The organism is Solicola agrisoli (assembly GCF_049059935.1).
GTDB lineage: Bacteria > Actinomycetota > Actinomycetes > Propionibacteriales > Nocardioidaceae > JAURVT01.
Genome location: NZ_JBMGQR010000080.1, coordinates 1 through 19,047, shown reverse-complemented (window position 1 = coordinate 19,047; position 19,047 = coordinate 1). Strand labels below are relative to the sequence as shown.

The window sequence follows — 19,047 nt, the reverse complement described above, 5'->3', positions numbered from 1 at the left end:
GTCGCGGTCGCCGAGCCCGAACCAGTCGGGCTGCACGCCGTACGCCTGCAGCTCGGCCTTGGCGTTCCAGGTCTCGTCGGTGCGGCCCCAGCGGCGCTCGACGTCGATGCCGCCACCGAGCGTGTACATGACCGTGTCGAGGTCGGGACAGATCTTGAGGCCGAACAGCCAGATGTCGTCGGCGGTGTTGGCCACCACGGTGATGGAGTCGTCCGGCCCGAGGGTGCTGCGCAGCCCCTCGGTGAACCGTGCTCCACCGATGCCACCGGACAGCACGCAGATCCGCATGCGACCCATTGTCTGGGCACCCCGCGTGTCAAGGTGCGGCGGCCCCCGCGTGTGGCAGGGTGGGCCCGTCTTTCATCGCCCCAAGAGGAGTTCCCGTGGTGACCGCACAGACCAAGAAGCTGCGCGAGCCGATCGCCATCGTCCTGCTGGCCTTCGTGGCCGTGCAGCTCGTGCTCGCCTTCGCGCTGCTGTTCAAGGACGTCGGCCTCGACGCCGGCTTCGCCGAGACCTCGACGCTGCTCGCGGCCCGGTTCGTCGACCCGACGCTGACGATCATCGTGGCGCTCGCGGTGCTCCTCGTGACCCACCTGGGCGAGCCCACGAAGCTCGCGCGACCGCTGAGCCTGGCGGCGCTGGTCGTCCTCGGGCTCATGCTCCTGCTCGGGGTGATCACCTTCATCGCGGCGCTGACCTCGGACTCCACCGAGCAGCTCGGCCAGTTCGGCGGCCTGCCGTTCGCCGGCAAGCTCGCGGGCACCTTCTCGATCCTCAGCTACTGGGCCCTGGCGATCATCGCGGCCTACGTGACCTTCGCGTCCTTCAGCTCCCTGCCCAAGCCGGTCCGCGCCATCGCGCCGCCGCAGCAGCAGTGGGGCGGCCAGCCCGGCCAGGGCAACCCGTGGGGCCAGCCGCAGCAGCAGGGCGGCCAGCAGGGCTGGGGCCAGCCGCAGGGCCAGCACCCGCAGCAGGGCGGCCAGCAGGGCTGGGGCCAGCCGCAGCAGCAGGGCGGCCAGCAGGGCTGGGGCGCCGCTGCCGGTGGCGCTGCCGCCGGGGGTGCGGCCGGTGCCGCGACCGGTGGCTGGGGCCAGCCCGAGCAGCAGCACGAGCCCGAGCAGCAGGCCCAGCCGTCCGCGCCGTCGTGGGGCGAGCCCGCCTCGCAGGACCACGGGCAGCAGGACTACAGCCAGCAGGACTACAGCCAGCAGGGGTACGCGCAGCAGGACTACAGCCAGCAGGGCTACGCCCAGCAGGACTACAGCCAGCCGCAGCCCGGGTGGGGCCAGCAGGACCAGGGCCAGCAGGCCGCCGCTCCCTCGTGGGGCGAGCCGGTGCAGTCGCAGGAGTACGGCGGCTGGGGCCAGCCCGAGCAGCCGTCGACGCCCGCCGCGCCGTCGTGGGGCGAGCCGGTGCAGTCGCAGGAGTACGGCAGCGGCACCGACTACTCGTCGACGGACTACTCCTCGACGGAGTACACCTCGAGCGACTACACGTCGCCCGAGACGACCCCCGCCGCCGAGCCCGACCCGGTCGACGCCACCTCCCAGTTCGACGCGATCGGCGCCGACGAGCCGGCTCCCGAGACGCCCGCCGAGGGCGAGCACGTGAGCGACGACACACCCGCGCGTGACGGCGACGACACCGACGGACCCTCCGGATGGTGGAACCCCGGCAACCGCTGAACCACCCGCACCCACCCTCGCCGCGTTGCTCCTACCACGATTGGAGCAGCGCGGCGAGTTGGGTGAATACCACTGTTCGGCTTGACGCAGAGGCATTGACGGGCATGTAATTTCACTCGTGTCGTTCCGATACGGACGAGACGGGGTCACTACAGGGGTCAGGAGGCGATCGTCGTGGAAGCCGAGCTCGAGCTGATCGACATCAACGCCGAAGAGATGAGCTGGCAGGAACGCGCCTTGTGCGCGCAGACCGATCCGGAGGCGTTCTTCCCCGAGAAGGGCGGATCCACGCGCGAGGCGAAGCGCGTGTGCCTCACGTGCGACGTCCGTGGCAGCTGCCTGGAGTACGCGCTCGAGCACGACGAGCGCTTCGGCATCTGGGGCGGGCTGTCCGAGCGTGAGCGCCGCAAGCTCAAGAAGCGAGCGGTCTGACGCCTGGGCACGCACCTGGCGGCGTTGCTGCCGGCTTCGACGAACAACACCGGTTCGCCTTCGCCGCCGCGCCTTGCCAGTCACGCGCTCAGACGTCAGACCAACGGGCTCAGAACGCCGGGTAGGCTGACGGACGGCCTCGCGAGGCCTCCCGTCCGCTTCCCCGAGCCACGAGGTGCTGCCGCCGCATGATCGACGTCCTCGAGGACGAGGTCCAGCAGGACGGCGCCTGGCGACTCGACCCTCCCACGGTCACCGCGGTCCTGGTGCTGTCCGACGGCGCCCGGTGGATCCCCGCGGCCCTGGACGCGCTCGCCGCGCAGTCGCACGCACCTGACGAGCTCGTCGTGGTCGACGTCGGCTCCTCCGACGGCAGCCCCGACCTGGTCACCGCCAGGCTGCCCGGGCACCCGGTGCTGAACGCGCCGGCCGGCTCCGGCTTCGGCGCCGCCGTGCAGGTCGGGCTCGACCGCGCGCGGCCGGCCGACTGGGTCTGGCTGCTGCACGACGACTGCGCGCCCGATCCCGACGCGCTCGCCTGCCTGCTCGACGAGGCCACGCGCGCCGACGACGTCGCGGTCGTCGGGCCCAAGGTCCGCGAGTGGCCGTCGCTGCGCCGCCTGGTCGAGGTCGGCGTCACGCTGACGGGCACCGGCCACCGCGAGACCGGCCTGGAGCGGGGTGAGCCCGACCAGGGGCAGCACGACCGTCCCCGCGACGTGCTGGCCGTGGGCAGCGCCGGCATGCTCGTGCGACGCGAGGCCTGGGACGCGCTCGGCGGCTTCGACCCCGCACTCCCGCGGTACGGCGACGACGTCGACTTCGGCTGGCGCGTCAGCCGCGCCGGGCTCCGCGTCCGCGTCGCGCCCCGCGCGGTGGTCTTCCACCTGGAGGCCGCGTCGCGGTCGCTGCGCGAGGACGGCCTCCCCGGCACGCCTGCCCGCGAGCAGCGCCGCGCCGCGCTCTTCACGCTGCTGGCCAACGCGAGCCCGGCGGGCTTCGCCTGGCAGTCGGTGCGGCTGTTCCTCGGCTCGCTGCTGCGGGTGCTGGCGCTGCTGGTCGCCAAGGCGCCCACCGAGGCCCGCGACGAGCTGCTCGGCATGCTCGCGGTCTACCGCCGACCGGGCGAGATGTTCGCCGCCCGCCGACGACGCGCGGCGACGGCCACCGTCCCGCCCGCGGCCGTGCGCGAGCTGCTGCCCTCGCCCGCCCAGCCCTACCAGCACGGCCTGGACTCCCTCGTCGACGTCGTCACCGCCCTGGTGCGTCCGGTGCCCGTCGAGTCCACCGGACGCCGCGCGTCCACCCCCGGACGACGGGTGCAGGCGCGTGGCCTGGACGAGCTCGGCGCCGAGGTGCCCGACGACGACCGACCCGTCTGGGCGCGTCGTCCGTGGTTCTTCACGATGCTCGTGGTCGTCCTCGCCTCGCTCGCCGCGGCCCGTGGCCTGGTGGGGTCCGGGTCGCTCGTGGGCGGCGCGCTACCGGCGTCACCGGGTTCGGCCGGCGACTGGTGGTCGCTGTTCCTGGGCGGATCCGGCCCCTCGTTCGTCCTCGCCCTCGCCGCTCCGGCCACCGTGGTGTGGGGGCACCCGGGCCTGGTGGTCGACCTGCTGGTCGTCGGCGCCGTGCCGCTCGCCGCGCTCACGGCGCACCGGCTCGCCACGCGCCTGCTGGTCTCGGCCTGGATGCAGGCCTGGTTCGCCCTCACCTGGGCCCTCGGCGCGGTGGCCGTCGGGGCCGTCGCGCAGGGGCGTCTGGGCACCCTCGTCGCGGTGGTCGTCGCGCCCGTGGTGGTCGGTGCGGTGCTGGCCCTGCTCGAGGAGCCCGGCTGGCAGCGGGCCGTGCGCGTCGCCGCCTGGATCGCGCTGGCGACGGCGTTCGCCCCGGTCGCGTTCTGGCTGAGCGTGCCGGCGGTGCTCGTGGCGGCCAGCGTCCTGTGGTCGGGGCGGCGGCTCGAGCTGCTCGCGGTCGTCGCGCTGGTGCCCCTCGCCGCCGTCGGGCCCTGGACCTGGCAGCGCGTGCTCGCACCCGGCACGTGGTGGTGGGAGGCCGGACGCGTCGACGCCGGCGTCGGGTCGCTCGACCCGTCCGTGCTCGACCTGCTGGTGGGACGCGCAGGCGGACCCGGATCGGCCCCGGCCTGGATCGCGCTCGGCGTGGTCCTCGCCGGTCTGCTCGCCCTCCTGCGCGCCGACCGTCGCACCGCCGTCCTCTCGGCCTGGGCCGTCGGGCTCGTCGGCCTCGCCGTGGCCGTGCTCGGAGCGGGAACCCGCTTCGACGTGCCCGGCACCGCCACGTCGGCACCGGCGTGGGTGGGCCTGCCCGCGCTGGTCTGGGCCGGGGCCCTGGCGCTCGCCGCGGCGCTCGCGGTCGACGGCTGGCGCGAGTCGCGCTCGCGCCGTCAGCCGACCGCGCTCGACCGCGTCGTCCCCGTCGTCGCCGTGCTCGCGCTGCTCGCCCCCGTCCTGACCGCCGGCTGGTGGGTCGTGCGCGGTGACGCCGACCCGCTCGCCCGTGGCTCGGCCACCGACGTCCCGGCGTACCTCGTCGACCGTGCCGCCGCCGGCGAGGCCACGCTCGTGCTCGAGGGCGACCGCGCCGACGGCATCGGCTTCGAGGTCGTCCGCGGCGACGGGCCCCGGCTCGGCGAGGAGTCGGTGCCGCTCGACACCGACCGCGAGCAGGCCACCGAGGCCCTCGTCGCGCAGATGGTGTCCGATCCCTCGCCGACGGTCGTCGACGGACTCGCGCGGCGGGGCATCGGCGCGGTCTACGTCCGGGCGCCGGCCGACGAGGCCGTCGTCTCGAGCCTGGACGCGATCGCCGGCCTCGAGCCGTCGGGCAGCCCCGACCCCGACTCGCGGGTGTGGACCGTCGCGTCCGACGTCGACGTCGCGACGCCCGACGAGTCGTCCTCGGCGTGGTCGGTCGCCGGCGCCTGGCTGCACCTGCTCGTCGTGCTCGTGGTGGTCGTCCTCGCCCTGCCCGGACGTCGCCGGAGGCTCCGATGAGCACCCCCAGCCCCGGTGGTGGCCGCCGCGTCCGCGTCGAGCCGCGACGCGCGTCGGCCCCGGTCGACCGCCGCCCGCTGCTCCTGGCCGTCGTCGTCGTGCTCGTCGCCGCGCTGCTGCTCGGCGTGTCGTCCCTGCGGGGTGCCACGCCCGACGAGCCCGCCGCGGCACCGTCGCCGACCGCCGTCACCACGGTGTCCACCACCTGCCCGGTGCCCGGCGTGGGCGAGCGTCGGCCCGACCAGGTCGGCCTGGTCACCGGGTCGGCCGACGTCGGCGTGCGCCGCGAGGGCGACGGCACCCGCACCGCCCGCGTCCTGCCCGGTGGGGGAGAGGTCGCCGCGGTCACCGGCGCCGAGCCCGGCGCCTGGACCAGCACGACCGTCCCGTCCTCGGACGCCCTGGCCGTCGCGCTCGGGGCACGCGGCTCGCTCGCCCCGGGCGCGGTGGGCCTGACCGCGGCCGTCGCGCCCGCGGGGCTCGGCGGCGGACTGGCCGCCGCCGACTGCGCGGCCCCGGCCCGCGACCGCTGGTTCGTCGGGGCGGGCACCTCGGCCGAGCGTGCCGGCACGCTCGTCCTCGCCAACCCCGGCGAGGGGCCCGCGGTCGTCGACGTCTCCCTCCACGGAGCCGACGGCGAGATCGAGACGGTCGGCGGCGCGGGCGTCGTCGTCGACCCGGGCGCCACCCGCGAGGTGGCCCTCGACGACCTCGCCGCCGGGACGGACGACGTCGCGGTCGAGGTCGTCACCCGCCGCGGCGCGGTGGGCGCCGCCCTGCTCGACTCGGCCGTCTCGGCCGACGCCCAGCCCGGCACCGACTGGGTGCCCGCCGCCGCGTCACCCTCACGCCGCCAGGTGGTCCCCGGCGGCCTGCGCGGCGCCGACTCGCGGTCGCTGACCGTCGCCAACCCCGGCCCGCGCACCGCCACGGTGCAGGTCGAGGTGCTCGGCCCGGACGGCCGGTACGCGCCCCGCGGCGCCGAGGAGCTGCAGGTGCCCGCTGCCGGGATCGCCTCGATCGACCTCCCCGGCTCGGTCTCCGCCGCCCCGTTCGGCGTCGCACTCACCTCCACCGAGCCCGTCACGGGCGGGCTCGAGAGCCGCGTGGGCGACGACGCCGTCCACACCGCCGCCACGCCCGAGGCTCGCGCGCCCGTCGCGGTCCCGGTCGCCGTCCCCGTCGGGTCGGGCTCGGCCACGGTGACCGTCCAGCTCAGCGCCGCCGACGACGCCCCCGCCTCCACCGTCGCCGTGCGCGGGTACGACGCGGCCGGCGAGGAGGTGGCCCGCGGACGCGTGCAGGTGCCTGCCGGCGCCAGCGTCGCGCTCGACCCCTCGGCCGCCGGCGCCCTGGAGGGCGAGGCCGGTGCCGTCGTCTCCCTCGTCCTCGACCCCGGCGACGTCCCGGTCCACGCCGCCGCGGTCGTCCGCGGCTCCGGCGGCGTCAGCGTCGTCCCCCTCCGCTCCGCCCCCGGCGTCGTCGCCGCCCCCGCCGTCTCCCCCCTTCCCTGACACCCCGCCCCCTTCTCCTCCCGCCCCCTTCTCCGCCGAGTGGCGCAAATCCGGGGCGACACGCCGACGGCGGGCCCGACTTTGCGCCACTCGGGTCGGGTTCTGCGCCACTCGCGGTCGTGGTCGCGGACGGAACAGCGTCGAGGACCGGCCCGCGTGCGCCGAGCGGCGCAGACCGTCCGCCGAGCGGCGCACGATGGTCGCTCCACCTCCCGGTGACCGACGAACGTGCGCCGCTCGGCATCCGGGCCGCCGAGTGGCGCAAACGTGCGCACGAGTGGCGCAAATCCGGGCCGCCGGTCGGCGTGTCGGCCCGGATTTGCGCCACTCGGCGCACCGGGGGAGGGGGAGGGGGCTAGAGGTCGCCGCGGGGGTCGACGTCGTCGGGGTCCTCGTGCCAGAGGACGGCGAGCTCCTCGACGAGCTCGGAGAGGACGAGGTCGGCGAGGGGGTCGCCGGAGGGGGCGCGGGTGACGATCGGCATCCGGTAGACGACGACGCGGGAGACGCCGCCCGGGTCGGCGGGGACGACGATGACCATCTGCACCTCCGAGCCGGTCCATCCGGGGCCGACGTCGGGGGCGTCCTCGACGGCGATCTCGAGCGACGCGAGGTGGGACTCCCACCGCGGGCGCAGGCGGTCGACGGCGTCGAGCACGACCTGGTCGAACTCCTCGCGCCGCGACAGCGGGAGGGGGGTGCCGGCGGGGGCGAGGGGGCCGGCGAGCGTCAGGGGTCCGCGCTTGCCGCGGCCGCGACGCTCGCGCATGCGTCCGCGGCGCGGTCCCTGCGGGGACGGGTGGGACGACGTCACGCGGTGAGCCTAACGACCCCCACGAGGACCGCCGGGCTAGCCTGCGACCGTGAGAACCGCGCGCCGCTGCACCCGCACCGCGTGCAGCCGACCGGCCGTGTGGACGCTCACCTACAACTACGCCGACCAGGCCGCCGTGCTGGGTCCGCTGGCCGTCTACGCCGAGCCCCACAGCTACGACCTGTGCGAGCAGCACGCCGAGCGGCTGTCGGCGCCCGTCGGCTGGGAGGTGCTGCGCCTGGCCCCCGACGCGTCCGCCAGCGGGCCCACCCACGACGACCTCGAGGCGCTCGCCGACGCCGTGCGCGAGGCGGCCGCGCCGCCGCGCCGCCCCACCCCGCCCGAGCCCGAGCCCGGCCGTGACCCGGGCCGCCGCGGGGGTCACCTGCGCGTGCTGCGGGACCCGTCATGACCCTCTCGCCGCTGCTCCTGCAGATCCTGGTGTGCCCCGGCTGCCGCACCCGCCCGGCGGTCGACGACGACGCCGGCGAGCTGCACTGCAGCGCGTGCGCCCTGGCCTACCCCGTCCGCGACGGCGTGCCCGTGATGGTGGCCGCCGAGGCGCGGCGCGTGGACGCCCCGTCGGCGGGAGCCTGACGCCGTGTTCGACGACACCCGCCTCGACGACCCCGACGCGCTGGCCGCGGCCGACCCCGTCCTGCGGCGGCTCGCCGAGTCCGGTGCCCGCGTGCGCCGCGAGGTCGACGCCACCGCCGCGGCCGTCGCGGCGCTCGACGTCGACACGCGACCGCGAGCGGTGGTGGCCGTCGGCCCCGACGCCCGCCTGCTGCGCGCGGTGCTGGAGCCGTGGTGCCCCGTGCCGTTCGTGGCGTGGTCCGGGCCGCGGCTGCCCGGCTGGGCCGGCGCGCTGGACCTCGTCGTCGTGCTCGCGCCCGGCGGCGAGCGCGACCCGGGCGTCACCGGCGCCGTCTCCGAGGCGATCCGCCGCGGCTGCACGCTGCTGGTGGCCTGCGACGAGCACTCCGAGCTGGCCGACCTCGCGGCGGGACGCGACACCACCGTCCTGCCGGTGACCACCGGCGACGCCCTGCCCGCCACGGTCGCGGTGCTGCGTGCCGTCCGACGGCTCGGCCTCGGCCCCGAGGTCGACGCCGACGGGGTCGCCGACGCCCTGGACGCCGTCGCGTCCGCGTCGTCGCCGTTCCTCGACCTGTCGCAGAACCCCGCCAAGGAGATCGCCCTCGGCATCGGCGACGACGTGCCGCTGCTCTGGGGCGGCTCGGTGCTCGCCGCGCGGGTGGCTCGCCGCGTGGCCGAGTCGGTGCGGGCGGCCACCGGACGTGCCGCGGTCGCCGACGGTGCCGACCACCTGCTGCCGGTGCTCGACGGCGCCGCGCCCCGCGACCTGTTCGCCGACCCCTTCGAGGACGGACCCGACCTCGCGCGTCCCGTCCTGGTCGTGGTCGACGACGGCACCGACGACGCCGACGTCCGGGCCCAGCTGGGCTCCCTGCGCGCGGCCGCCGAGCGGGGCGGGGTGCGGGTCGAGGTGCTCACCGCCGACCACGGCTCGGAGATGGCCAGGTACGCGAGCCTGCTGACGCGCGGCACGTACGCCGCGGTGTACCTCGGCGTCGGCCTGCAGGGACCGTCCAGCAGCATGTGACCCAGACCACAATGTGGACCCCGGTTCTACGCGAGCGGGCCGAGGGTGTAGTCGGCCACCGTTATCCTCGTGCCCATGGACTTCAAGGTTGCTGACCTCTCACTCGCCCCCGCCGGCCGCGCCCAGATCGAGCTCGCCGAGCACGAGATGCCGGGCCTGATGGCGATGCGCGATCGCTACCGCGACGCCGCGCCGCTGAAGGGCGCCCGCATCGCCGGGTCGCTCCACATGACCGTGCAGACCGCGGTGCTCATCGAGACGCTCGTCGACCTCGGTGCCGACATCCGCTGGGCCAGCTGCAACATCTTCTCCACCCAGGACGAGGCCGCCGCGGCCGTCGTCGTGGGCCGCGGCGGCACCGCCGACGCGCCCGCCGGCGTGCCGGTCTTCGCCTGGAAGGGCGAGACCCTGGCCGAGTACTGGGAGTGCGCCGAGAAGATCCTGCGCTGGCCCGGTGAGCCCGCCAACATGATCCTCGACGACGGTGGCGACGCCACGATGCTCGTGCACCTCGGCGTCGAGTACGAGAAGACGGGCGTCGTCCCGCCGCCGGACTCGACCGACAACGCCGAGCTCAAGGAGGTCCTCAAGGTCCTGGGCCGGTCCCTGACCGAGGACCCCCAGCGTTGGACCACCATCGCCGCCGCCATCAAGGGCGTCAGCGAGGAGACCACCACCGGCGTGCTCCGCCTCTACGACCGCATGCGCGACAACACGCTGCTGTTCCCGGCGATCAACGTCAACGACTCGGTCACCAAGTCCAAGTTCGACAACAAGTACGGCTGCCGCCACTCGCTCATCGACGGCATCAACCGCGCCACCGACGTCCTCATCGGCGGCAAGGTCGCCGTGGTCTGCGGCTACGGCGACGTCGGCAAGGGCTGCGCCGACGCGCTGCGCGGCCAGGGCGCCCGCGTCATCGTCACCGAGATCGACCCCATCTGCGCGCTCCAGGCCGCGATGGACGGGTACCAGGTCGCCACGCTCGACTCGGTCGTCTCCGAGGCCGACATCATCATCACCGCGACGGGCAACAAGGACGTCGTCAGCGCCGAGCAGATCGGCAACATGAAGCACCAGGCGATCCTGGGCAACATCGGTCACTTCGACAACGAGATCGACATGGCCGGCCTCGAGCGCTTCGCCGGCGTCACGCGCACGACGATCAAGCCGCAGGTCGACGTCTGGGAGTTCTCGGACGGCAAGAAGGTCATCGTGCTGTCGGAGGGCCGTCTGCTCAACCTCGGCAACGCGACGGGCCACCCCTCGTTCGTGATGTCGAACTCCTTCACCAACCAGGTCCTCGCGCAGGTCGAGCTGTTCACCAAGGCCGACGAGTACCCCCTGGGCGTCCACGTGCTCCCCAAGCACCTCGACGAGGAGGTCGCGCGCCTGCACCTGTCGGCGCTCGGCGTCGAGCTCACCGAGCTGAGCAAGCAGCAGGCCGAGTACCTGGGCGTCGACGTCGCCGGACCGTACAAGTCCGACGCGTACCGCTACTGAGTTCTGGCACGGCGCTAGGCTCGTCGACATGGAGACGTCCCGGTGAGCGGTAGTGGTCGCGTCCTGGTGGTGGACGACGACCGCTCCCTCGCCGAGATGCTCACCATCGTCCTCGGCACCGAGGGTTTCGAGACGTCGGTGTGCACCAACGGCACCGACGCGGTGGCCGCGTTCCGGTCGTTCCGGCCGGACGTGGTCCTGCTCGACCTGATGCTGCCCGGCATCGACGGCATCGACGTCTGCAAGCAGATCCGTGCCGAGTCCGGCGTGCCGATCGTCATGCTCACGGCACGCAGCGACACCCTCGACGTCGTCCTGGGCCTGGAGTCCGGCGCCGACGACTACGTCGTCAAGCCGTTCAAGCCCAAGGAGCTGATCGCCCGCATCCGGGCCCGCGTCCGTCGCACCGAGGACGAGGCGCCCGAGGTGCTGGCGATCGGCGACGTCGAGATCGACGTGGCGGGGCACAGCGTCACCCGTGACGGCGTGCCGTTGTCGCTCACCCCGCTCGAGTTCGACCTCCTGCTCTGCCTGGCCCGCAAGCCCTGGCAGGTCTACACCCGCGAGGTCCTGCTCGAGCAGGTCTGGGGCTACCGGCACGCGGCCGACACCCGGCTGGTCAACGTCCACGTGCAGCGCCTGCGCTCCAAGATCGAGCACGACCCCGAGAACCCGCGCATCGTCCTGACCGTGCGCGGCGTGGGCTACAAGGCCGGCGCCTCGGCGTCCTGAGGCACAGGTGAGGTCGGTGCTGCGCTCGGTGCTGCGGCTTCCCGCGGCGCTGCTCGGGCTGTGGCGCCGCTCGCTGCAGGCGCGGGTGGTGCTCTCCACGGTCCTGCTCAGCGCGCTCGTGATCGTGCTCGTCGGCTGGGCCCTGCTGCAGCAGGTGGCCGACGGGCTCGTCGAGGGCCGCCAGACGGTCGCCGTCGCCGAGGCCCGCGCCGGCTTCGACAACGCGCAGGAGGAGCTGGACGCGAGCGTGGTCAGCGACTCCAACGGGCAGTCGCAGGTGCTCACCCAGCTGGTGAACAGCCTGACCTCGCGCAGCGGCTCGCCGCGGTCGTACGAGGTGGTGCTCGAGGGGCCGCTGCAGGCCGACGGCACCGCCTCGCCCGAGGCGGGGGTCCGGGCCTCGGCCGAGGTCGAGCCGTCCAGCATCCCCGACCGCCTCACGCGTGAGGTCGCCGAGTCGCCCGGGATCCGCTGGACGTACACCAGCCTCGACCTCCTCGGCAGCGGCAGCTCCGAGCCGGCCGTGGTGGTGGGCCGCCAGGTGCAGCTGCCGAGCACCGACCAGGCCTACACGCTGTACTACCTGTTCTCGATGTCGGACCAGCAGCGCACGCTCGACCTCGTCACCCGCGCCCTGCTCTACGCGGGGCTCGCGCTCGTGGTGCTCGTCGGTGGCATCGCGTTCCTGGTCACCCGTCAGGTCGTGACGCCCGTGCGCCTGGCGCGCCGCATCGCCGAGCGGCTCGCCGCCGGGCGCCTGGAGGAACGCATCCACGTGCGCGGCGAGGACGACCTCGCGCGACTCGGCGAGTCGTTCAACCAGATGGCCACCAGCCTGCAGAAGCAGATCCGCCAGCTCGAGGAGCTGTCGCGCGTCCAGCACCGCTTCGTCTCGGACGTGTCGCACGAGCTGCGCACCCCGCTCACCACCGTGCGGATGGCCGCCGACGTGCTGTTCGACGCCCGCGAGGGCTTCGACCCGTTGACGGCACGCTCGGCCGAGCTGCTGCAGAACGAGCTCGACCGGTTCGAGGCCCTGCTCGCCGACCTGCTCGAGATCAGCCGCTTCGACGCCGGCGCCGCGCGCCTGGAGGTCGAGCAGGCCGACCTGGTGGATCTCGCCCACCGCGTCGTGGAGTACTACGGGACGCTCGCCGAGCGCCACGGCGTCACGTTGACCGTCGTCAACCGCGACGGCCCCGCGACCGCGGAGGTCGACGTCCGCCGCGTCCAGCGCATCGTGCGCAACCTGGTGGTCAACGCCATCCACTACTCCGGCTCGGAGCGGGTCGAGCTGCTCGTCGGCCACTCCGACGACGCCGTCGCGCTCGCCGTCCGCGACCACGGCGTCGGGCTCGAGCCCGGCCAGTCGCAGCTGGTGTTCAACCGCTTCTGGCGCGCCGACCCGGCGCGCGAGCGCACCCGCGGCGGCACCGGCCTCGGCCTGGCGATCTCGCAGGAGGACGCCGTGCTCCACGGCGGCTGGCTCCAGGCCTGGGGCGAGCCGGGACGTGGCGCCCAGTTCCGCCTGACGCTGCCGAGCCGCGTCGGCGAGGACCTCGTCCGCTCGCCGCTGCCGCTCGTCCCGGTCCAGTACGCCCAGGTCGAGGTGCGCCGATGAGGGTCCGCGCCGCGCTCGCGCTCGTGCTCGTCCTGGCCACCGCCGGATGCGTCAGCATCCCCGAGTCGGGCGTCGTCCACACCATCGACGACGGGGTCGTCGACACCGGGCCCTCGGTGCGGTACGAGCCGCCCGGGCCGTCCGCGGGGGCCAGCCCCACCGACGTCGTCTACGGCTACCTCGACGCGATGCTGGCGTTCCCCGTCAGCGTCGACGTCGCCACCGAGTACCTGTCGCCCGACGCGGCACGCACCTGGCGTCCCGACGCCGGGACGACGGTCTACCGCGGTCCGCGGGCCACCGCGGAGGTGGGCACCGACGAGGCCACGGCCACGCTGTCGCTGTCGGTCGACGCGACGCTCGACGCCCGCGGACGCTACGCCGGCAAGGGCGGCGTGACGCGCGAGTCCATCTGGCGCCTGGTGCGCGTCGACGGGCAGTGGCGCATCGCCAACCCTCCCGACGGCCTGCTGGTCGAGCAGCGGTTCTTCGAGTCGACCTACCAGCCCGTCTCGCTGTTCTTCCTGGACGCCTCGCGCAGCCGCCTGGTCGAGGACCCCGTGTTCCTGCCCGCCGGCGAGACCCTGTCGACGTCCCTCGTCACGCGGCTGCTGCGCGGCCCGGCCGGGCTCCTCGGGGGCAGCGCACGGACGGCCCTGCCCGAGAACACCCGCCTCGTCGGGTCGGTGCCCGTGCGCGGCGACGGCGTCACCGAGGTCGACCTGAGCGGCGACCCGGGCGCGATCGACACCCGTCAGCGCGAGCTGCTGTCGGCCCAGCTCGTCCGCACGCTCGGCCAGGTGCCCGGTGTCCGCGGCGTGCGCATCGACGTCGGTGGGGCCGCGCTGGAGGTCCAGGGCACCGACCGCGTCCAGCCGCTGACGGCCTGGTCCGAGCTCGACCCGCCGGGCGGACGTGCCGCGGGGCAGGTGCTCGCGCTCCAGGACGACGCCCTCGTCGTCGTCAGCGGCTCGTCGACCGCCGAGCTCGCCGGCGCCCTCGCCGGCGGCACCGCGGGCATCGTGGACTTCCGCGTCGACCCGCGTCTGCGCCGGATCGCGGTGGTGCCGCAGGGACGCGAGCGCGTCGTCGTGGCCGACCTGACCTCCACGCCCGACCTCGACGGGCCCGCGGCCTACCTGGGCGCCGACGTGCTCAAGCCGGTCTGGGACGCCGGCGAGCGGCTCTGGGTGGCCGACCGGGTCGCCCGCGGCAGCCGCCTGAGCGTCGTCGACGGGGGAGCGGTGCGACGGATCGACCTCGGCGCGCTGGCCCGTACCCGCCTGGAGGGCTTCGAGCTGTCGCCCGACAACTCCCGCGTGGTGATGATCGCCCGGTCCGGTGCCGGCGCCCAGCAGGTGTACGTCGGCTCGGTGGTCAGCGACGACTCCGGTGCACCGACGGGCCTGGCCGACGTACGGCCGCTGCCACTCGCGTCCGCCGGCCTCGGCGCCGTGCGCTCGGTGGCGTGGCGCTCCGCGACCAGCGTGGTGGCACTCGCGACGGCCGGCTCGGTGGCGCCGCAGTCGTACGTCGCCCGGGTCGACGGGTCGAGCGTCACCGGCGGGTCGCTCACCGGCGACTCGCTGCTCGGCGACGTCGGCGCCGACCGCGTGCTGGCCTCGGGGTTCGAGGACACCCCGGTCTACATCGGCGACCGTGACCGGCGGCTCTGGCTCCGCGACTCCTCAGGACGCTGGCAGCGGGTGGCGGGTGGCCCGCTCCTCCTGCCCAGCTACCCCGGCTGAGCCCCGTCGTCCACAGCCGGCGTCGCCGCCCGCACCGGAGCCGCGCCCGGGACGGCAGGCTGGGCCGATGCGCCTGCTGCACGCCGCGAGCGACCTCATCCTCGGCACCGCCTGCGTCGGGTGCGACGCCCCGGGGCCCGTGCTGTGCGCCACCTGCGCCGACGACCTGGTGCCGCGGCCACGGACGGTGGGCGACGGCCCGCCCGTCGTGACGGCCGCGGGCGACTACGCCGGCGTCCTGCGCGAGGCGGTGGTCGGCTTCAAGGAGCACGGCGTGCTGGCACTGCGCGACCCGCTGGCCCGCTGCCTCGCGGCGTCGGTCGTGCAGGCGTGCGGCGGGGACGAGGCCCTGGTGCTGGTGCCGGTGCCCTCACGGCGCGCGGCCGTGCGCGAGCGCGGCCACGACGCCCTCGCCGACCTGGCCCGTCGCGCCGCGGTGCTGCTGCGCGGCGTCGGGGTGGACGCCCGCGCCGCGCCGGTGCTGGCCCAGCGACGGGGCGTGCGAGACCAGGCGGGGCTGGGGCGCGCCGAGCGGTTGCGGAACCTCGACCGCGCGCTGGTCCGACGCCGCCGGCTGCCGCCCGGACGTGCCGTCGTGGTGGTGGACGACGTCCTCACCACCGGCGCCAGCGCGGCGTCCGCGGTGGCCTGCCTGGGGGCCGGTGGGAGCCGCGCGACAGCCGTCGCGGTGGTCGCCGCGACCCGTTCCGGACACTGACGACCATAGTGCGCGCGAGTCTGGTCTTGTGCCCACCGCACGGCTACGGTCTACCCCATGTGAAGCATTCGTCGCCGCCGGCCGACGTGTCGGCGGGAACCCGAGGAGGTCGCGTGGAGATCGTGGTCAAGGCCAGGCACTGTGAGGTCACGGACGAGTTCCGGGACCACGTGCACGACAAGCTCGGCAGGCTCGCGGACAAGTACGACGCCCGGAACAAGATCATCGGCGTCGACGTCGAGGTCACGCACGAACGCAACCCCCGCCAGCACGACCGCGCCTGTCGCGTCGAGCTGACCGTCCGCTCCCGGGGTCCGGTGATCCGGGCCGAGGCCTCCCACGCCGACAAGATCGGCGCGCTGGAGTGCGCGACCGACAAGCTCGAGGCCCGCCTGCGACGCGCCGTCGACCGTCGCCGCATCCACCACGGACGGCACACCCCGGTCTCGGTGGCCGAGGCCGTCTCCGGCGGCTCGCGCGTCGAGAGCCTCCTGGGCGCGCTGCGCGCCGAGCAGGGCCAGGTCAACGGCACCGCCACCGCCCTCGCCGACGGACCCGAGCCGGTCCGGCTCGAGGGCGGGGTCGAGGTGCTGGGCGACGGCCCGCTGGTCGTCCGCGAGAAGACGCACCAGGCCGCACCCATGACGCTCGACCAGGCGCTGTACGAGATGGAGATGGTCGGGCACGACTTCTACCTGTTCATCGACGCGTCCTCCGGGTGCCCGAGCGTCGTCTACCGGCGTCAGGGATACGACTACGGCGTCATCCATCTGGACCAGACACAGGCGCCCGCAGAGGCCTGATCCCTTGCTTCGGCGTGTCCAGGTGCGCCAGTCGCGCTTGGACACGCCGAACTAGTGGAACAATGACCCCCATGGCCGCAGATCCGGGTGAGGTGGGCGCCGTCGACCGCGTCAGGGTGCTGTTGGTCGACGACCAGGAGCTCTTCAGGCGGGGTCTCGTCCTGGTGCTGTCCGGTGAGGACGACCTCGACGTCGAGGACGCCGCCGACGGGCGCAGCGCGCTGGCGGCCGTCGCCGCCACGGCGCCCGACGTCGTGCTGCTCGACGTCCGGATGCCGGGCATGTCCGGCCTGGAGACGTGCGCGGCGATCAAGCAGCTGTCGCCGTCCACGCTGATCATCATGCTCACCTCGAGCGACGAGGAGTCCGACCTCTACGAGTCGGTCAAGAACGGCGCGTCGGGCTACCTGCTGAAGGACAGCTCGATCGACCAGGTCGCCGAGGCCATCCGCCTGGTCTCGACCGGCCAGTCCCTGATCAGCCCGGCGATGGCCACCAAGCTGCTCGACGAGTTCAAGCAGATGGCCAAGCCCGACCCCACGCAGGCGCTCGGCACGCGGCTCACCGACCGCGAGCTGGAGGTCCTGCGCCACGTCGCCAAGGGGCTGAACAACAAGGAGGTCGCCAAGACCCTGTTCATCTCCGAGAACACCGTCAAGAACCACGTGCGCAACATCCTCGAGAAGCTGCAGATGCACTCGCGGATGGAAGCGGTCATGTACGCCGTGCGGACGAAGCTGCTCGACGTCCCGTGACGTCCCCCGTGCAGTGACGCAGACGCTCACCGCGCTCCAGGCGCGACGGGTCGCGCTCGCCGCGCAGGGCTTCGGCCGCCGCCGACCCGCCGTCGTGCGCTCGTCGCACGTCAACCAGGTGATCGAGCGCCTCGGCCTGTTCCAGATCGACTCGGTCAACGTGCTGGCCCGCGCGCACTATGTCCCGCTGTTCAGCCGCCTCGGTCCCTACGACCGCGATCTGCTGCACCGGGCCGCCGGCCGCGCCCCGCGCCGGCTCTTCGAGTACTGGGCGCACGAGGCCGCGCTCGTCGACGTCCGGCTGCAGCCCGACCTGCGGTTCCGGATGCGCTCGGGCGCGCGGATGTGGGGCTCGATGGAGAAGGCCGCGAGCGAGCACCCCGGCCTGCTCGACTGGGTCGTCGACGAGATCGCCGCCCGGGGTCCGCTGTCGGCGCGCGAGCTGTCGGCCCGGGCGCCCGACGGCACCGGTGCGCGGCGCTCGGACCACTGGGGCTGGAACTGGTCGGTGGTCAAGGGCGCCGTGGAGTACCTGTTCTACAAGGGGGAGGTGACCGCGGCGCGTCGCAACTCCGCGTTCGAGCGTCTCTACGACCTCCCCGAGCGCGTGCTGCCGGCGGCCGTGCTCGCCGCGCCCGAGCCGGACGAGGCCGAGGCGCACCGCCGGCTGGTGCGGTTCGCGTCGCGCGCGCACGGCGTCGCCACCGGGATCGGGCTGCGCGACTACTTCCGTCTCGACCCCGCGCTCGCGGCCACCGCGGTCGCCGAGCTCGTCGACGCCGGCGAGCTGCTGCCGGTCACCGTCAAGGGCTGGACGCGCCCGGCGTACCTGCACCCCGAGGCGCGGGTGCCCCGCCAGGTGCGGGGGCGGGCGCTGCTCAGCCCCTTCGACCCGCTCGTCTTCGAGCGCGGGCGCACCCACGACCTGTTCGGGTTCCACTACCGGATCGAGATCTACGTGCCCGCCCACAAGCGGGTGCACGGCTACTACGTGCTGCCGTTCCTGCTCGACGACGCCCTGGTCGCCCGCGTCGACCTCAAGGCCGATCGAGCGGCCCGGGTGCTGCGCGTCCAGGGGGCGTTCGCCGAGCCCCACGCGCCCGCGGCGACGGCCCGCGAGCTCGCCGCCGAGCTGGCCGACGTGGCCCGCTGGCTCGACCTCGACGACGTGGTCGTCGAGCCGCGCGGCGACCTGGCGGCGGCGCTCCACGCGGAGTCCCGGCGGTCGCCTACGATGGAGGGTGGCACTCAGGACTGAGGAGCCACCGCCCACGGGGGACCTGTGGGAACCACGACCCGGGAGTCAGTACTCGTGCCGAAGCTGATCGACAAGATCCTCCGCATGGGCGAGGGCAAGATCCTCCGCCAGCTCGAGGCCATCGCGAAGCAGGTCAACGCTCTCGAGGACGAGTACAAGGCCATGGGCGACGAGGAGCTCCAGGGCATGACCCAGGAGTTCCGCGACCGCCTCGAGGCCGGCGAGAGCCTGGACGACCTGATGCCCGAGGCGTTCGCCACGGTGCGCGAGGCCGCGTCCCGCGTGCTCGGCCAGCGGCACTTCGACGTCCAGATCATGGGCGGTGCGGCGCTGCACCTCGGCAACATCGCCGAGATGAAGACCGGTGAGGGCAAGACCCTCGTCGCGACCCTCCCGTGCTACCTCAACGCGATCGCCGCCAAGGGCGTGCACGTCGTCACGGTCAACGACTACCTCGCGCGCTACCACGCCGAGTGGATGGGCCGGGTCTACCAGTACCTCGGGCTGAGCGTCGGCATGATCCTGCCGAGCATGACCCCGGCCGAGCGCCGCGAGTCCTACGCCGCCGACATCACCTACGGCACCAACAACGAGTTCGGCTTCGACTACCTGCGCGACAACATGGCCGACGACCTCGCCGACTGCGTGCAGCGCGGCCACTTCTTCGCCGTCGTCGACGAGGTCGACTCGATCCTCATCGACGAGGCCCGCACGCCGCTGATCATCTCGGGACCCACGCAGGACGAGGTCAAGTGGTACGGCGTGTTCTCCGGGCTGGTCAAGCCGATGGAGCGCGACGTCCACTACGAGGTCGACGAGA

The 19,047-nt window shown here is 74.3% G+C and carries 17 protein-coding genes and 1 pseudogene; 16 read left to right on the top strand and 2 right to left on the bottom strand.

Annotated features, from left to right (window positions below):
• The coding region (locus tag ACI6PP_RS19790) for a 2-phospho-L-lactate transferase CofD family protein (RefSeq protein WP_421113365.1) at nt 1–288 on the bottom strand (288 nt) is incomplete at its 3' end.
• Nucleotides 289–386: 98 nt separating this feature from the next.
• Here ACI6PP_RS19790 and ACI6PP_RS19785 point away from each other — a divergent pair.
• The 4 genes from ACI6PP_RS19785 (at nt 387) to ACI6PP_RS19770 (ending at nt 6,648) form a co-directional block, all read left to right on the top strand.
• Nucleotides 387–1,688 carry a hypothetical protein gene (locus ACI6PP_RS19785; RefSeq protein ID WP_421113364.1) on the top strand — a complete coding sequence of 434 codons (1,302 nt, stop codon included), beginning with the start codon at nt 387–389 and terminating at the stop codon, nt 1,686–1,688.
• 216 nt (nt 1,689–1,904) lie between these two features.
• The gene (locus ACI6PP_RS19780; RefSeq protein WP_421113367.1) at nt 1,905–2,120 is read left to right on the top strand and encodes a WhiB family transcriptional regulator; all 216 of its coding nucleotides are present in this window, start codon (nt 1,905–1,907) and stop codon (nt 2,118–2,120) included.
• Nucleotides 2,121–2,308: 188 nt separating this feature from the next.
• On the top strand, nt 2,309–5,134 hold the full coding sequence (locus ACI6PP_RS19775; RefSeq protein ID WP_421113363.1) for a glycosyltransferase: 2,826 nt from the start codon (nt 2,309–2,311) through the stop codon (nt 5,132–5,134).
• Entirely contained in the window at nt 5,131–6,648 is a 1,518-nt protein-coding gene (locus ACI6PP_RS19770) for a DUF5719 family protein (RefSeq protein ID WP_421113362.1), read from the top strand. The genes ACI6PP_RS19775 and ACI6PP_RS19770 overlap by 4 nt, the downstream gene beginning before the upstream one ends.
• 355 nt (nt 6,649–7,003) lie before the next feature.
• On the opposite strand, the gene ACI6PP_RS19765 is transcribed toward ACI6PP_RS19770, so the two are convergent.
• A complete protein-coding gene (locus ACI6PP_RS19765; protein WP_421113361.1) occupies nt 7,004–7,462 on the bottom strand; it encodes a metallopeptidase family protein in 459 nt (152 codons plus the stop codon).
• A 49-nt stretch (nt 7,463–7,511) separates the two neighbouring features.
• Here ACI6PP_RS19765 and ACI6PP_RS19760 point away from each other — a divergent pair, with 49 nt between their 5' ends.
• The 12 genes and pseudogenes from ACI6PP_RS19760 to ACI6PP_RS19705 form a co-directional block, all read left to right on the top strand.
• Entirely contained in the window at nt 7,512–7,874 is a 363-nt protein-coding gene (locus ACI6PP_RS19760) for a DUF3499 domain-containing protein (protein WP_421113360.1), read from the top strand.
• Nucleotides 7,871–8,059, top strand: coding sequence for a Trm112 family protein (locus tag ACI6PP_RS19755; protein ID WP_421113359.1), 189 nt, complete (start codon nt 7,871–7,873; stop codon nt 8,057–8,059). The genes ACI6PP_RS19760 and ACI6PP_RS19755 overlap by 4 nt, the downstream gene beginning before the upstream one ends.
• Nucleotides 8,060–8,063: 4 nt before the next feature.
• Complete coding sequence (locus ACI6PP_RS19750) at nt 8,064–9,089, top strand: SIS domain-containing protein (RefSeq protein ID WP_421113358.1); 1,026 nt, start codon at nt 8,064–8,066, stop codon at nt 9,087–9,089.
• A 75-nt stretch (nt 9,090–9,164) separates the two neighbouring features.
• A complete protein-coding gene (ahcY, locus tag ACI6PP_RS19745; RefSeq protein WP_421113357.1) occupies nt 9,165–10,592 on the top strand; it encodes an adenosylhomocysteinase in 1,428 nt (475 codons plus the stop codon).
• A gap of 42 nt (nt 10,593–10,634) precedes the next feature.
• Entirely contained in the window at nt 10,635–11,324 is a 690-nt protein-coding gene (mtrA, locus tag ACI6PP_RS19740) for an MtrAB system response regulator MtrA (protein ID WP_421113356.1), read from the top strand.
• Between the two features lie 16 nt (nt 11,325–11,340).
• The gene (gene mtrB, locus ACI6PP_RS19735) at nt 11,341–12,945 is read left to right on the top strand and encodes an MtrAB system histidine kinase MtrB (RefSeq protein WP_421113354.1); all 1,605 of its coding nucleotides are present in this window, start codon (nt 11,341–11,343) and stop codon (nt 12,943–12,945) included.
• Entirely contained in the window at nt 12,942–14,693 is a 1,752-nt protein-coding gene (locus tag ACI6PP_RS19730; protein ID WP_421113353.1) for an LpqB family beta-propeller domain-containing protein, read from the top strand. Before mtrB ends, ACI6PP_RS19730 begins: the two co-directional genes overlap by 4 nt.
• A 67-nt stretch (nt 14,694–14,760) precedes the next feature.
• Nucleotides 14,761–15,411: a ComF family protein gene (locus ACI6PP_RS19725; RefSeq protein ID WP_421113352.1), complete on the top strand. Its 651-nt coding sequence runs from the start codon at nt 14,761–14,763 to the stop codon at nt 15,409–15,411.
• A gap of 113 nt (nt 15,412–15,524) precedes the next feature.
• On the top strand, nt 15,525–16,214 hold the full coding sequence (gene hpf, locus ACI6PP_RS19720; protein WP_421113350.1) for a ribosome hibernation-promoting factor, HPF/YfiA family: 690 nt from the start codon (nt 15,525–15,527) through the stop codon (nt 16,212–16,214).
• Between the two features lie 71 nt (nt 16,215–16,285).
• Nucleotides 16,286–16,969, top strand: a complete 684-nt coding sequence (locus tag ACI6PP_RS19715) for a response regulator (RefSeq protein WP_421113349.1) — start codon at nt 16,286–16,288, stop codon at nt 16,967–16,969.
• A 13-nt stretch (nt 16,970–16,982) separates the two neighbouring features.
• Nucleotides 16,983–18,227: a winged helix-turn-helix domain-containing protein gene (locus ACI6PP_RS19710; RefSeq protein WP_421113347.1), complete on the top strand. Its 1,245-nt coding sequence runs from the start codon at nt 16,983–16,985 to the stop codon at nt 18,225–18,227.
• Nucleotides 18,228–18,311: 84 nt separating this feature from the next.
• A pseudogene (locus ACI6PP_RS19705) lies at nt 18,312–19,047 on the top strand (preprotein translocase subunit SecA); the annotation flags it as partial.

What these genes read in the sequence shown, in the direction of transcription:
- ACI6PP_RS19780 (WP_421113367.1), top strand. Translation starts at nt 1,905, where the DNA reads ATGAGCTGGCAGGAACGCGCCTTGTGCGCGCAGACCGATCCGGAGGCG.
- ACI6PP_RS19775 (WP_421113363.1), top strand. Translation starts at nt 2,309, where the DNA reads ATGATCGACGTCCTCGAGGACGAGGTCCAGCAGGACGGCGCCTGGCGA.
- ACI6PP_RS19770 (WP_421113362.1), top strand. Translation starts at nt 5,131, where the DNA reads ATGAGCACCCCCAGCCCCGGTGGTGGCCGCCGCGTCCGCGTCGAGCCG.
- ACI6PP_RS19755 (WP_421113359.1), top strand. Translation starts at nt 7,871, where the DNA reads ATGACCCTCTCGCCGCTGCTCCTGCAGATCCTGGTGTGCCCCGGCTGC.
- ahcY (WP_421113357.1), top strand. Translation starts at nt 9,165, where the DNA reads ATGGACTTCAAGGTTGCTGACCTCTCACTCGCCCCCGCCGGCCGCGCC.
- ACI6PP_RS19730 (WP_421113353.1), top strand. Translation starts at nt 12,942, where the DNA reads ATGAGGGTCCGCGCCGCGCTCGCGCTCGTGCTCGTCCTGGCCACCGCC.
- ACI6PP_RS19725 (WP_421113352.1), top strand. Translation starts at nt 14,761, where the DNA reads ATGCGCCTGCTGCACGCCGCGAGCGACCTCATCCTCGGCACCGCCTGC.
- ACI6PP_RS19715 (WP_421113349.1), top strand. Translation starts at nt 16,286, where the DNA reads ATGGCCGCAGATCCGGGTGAGGTGGGCGCCGTCGACCGCGTCAGGGTG.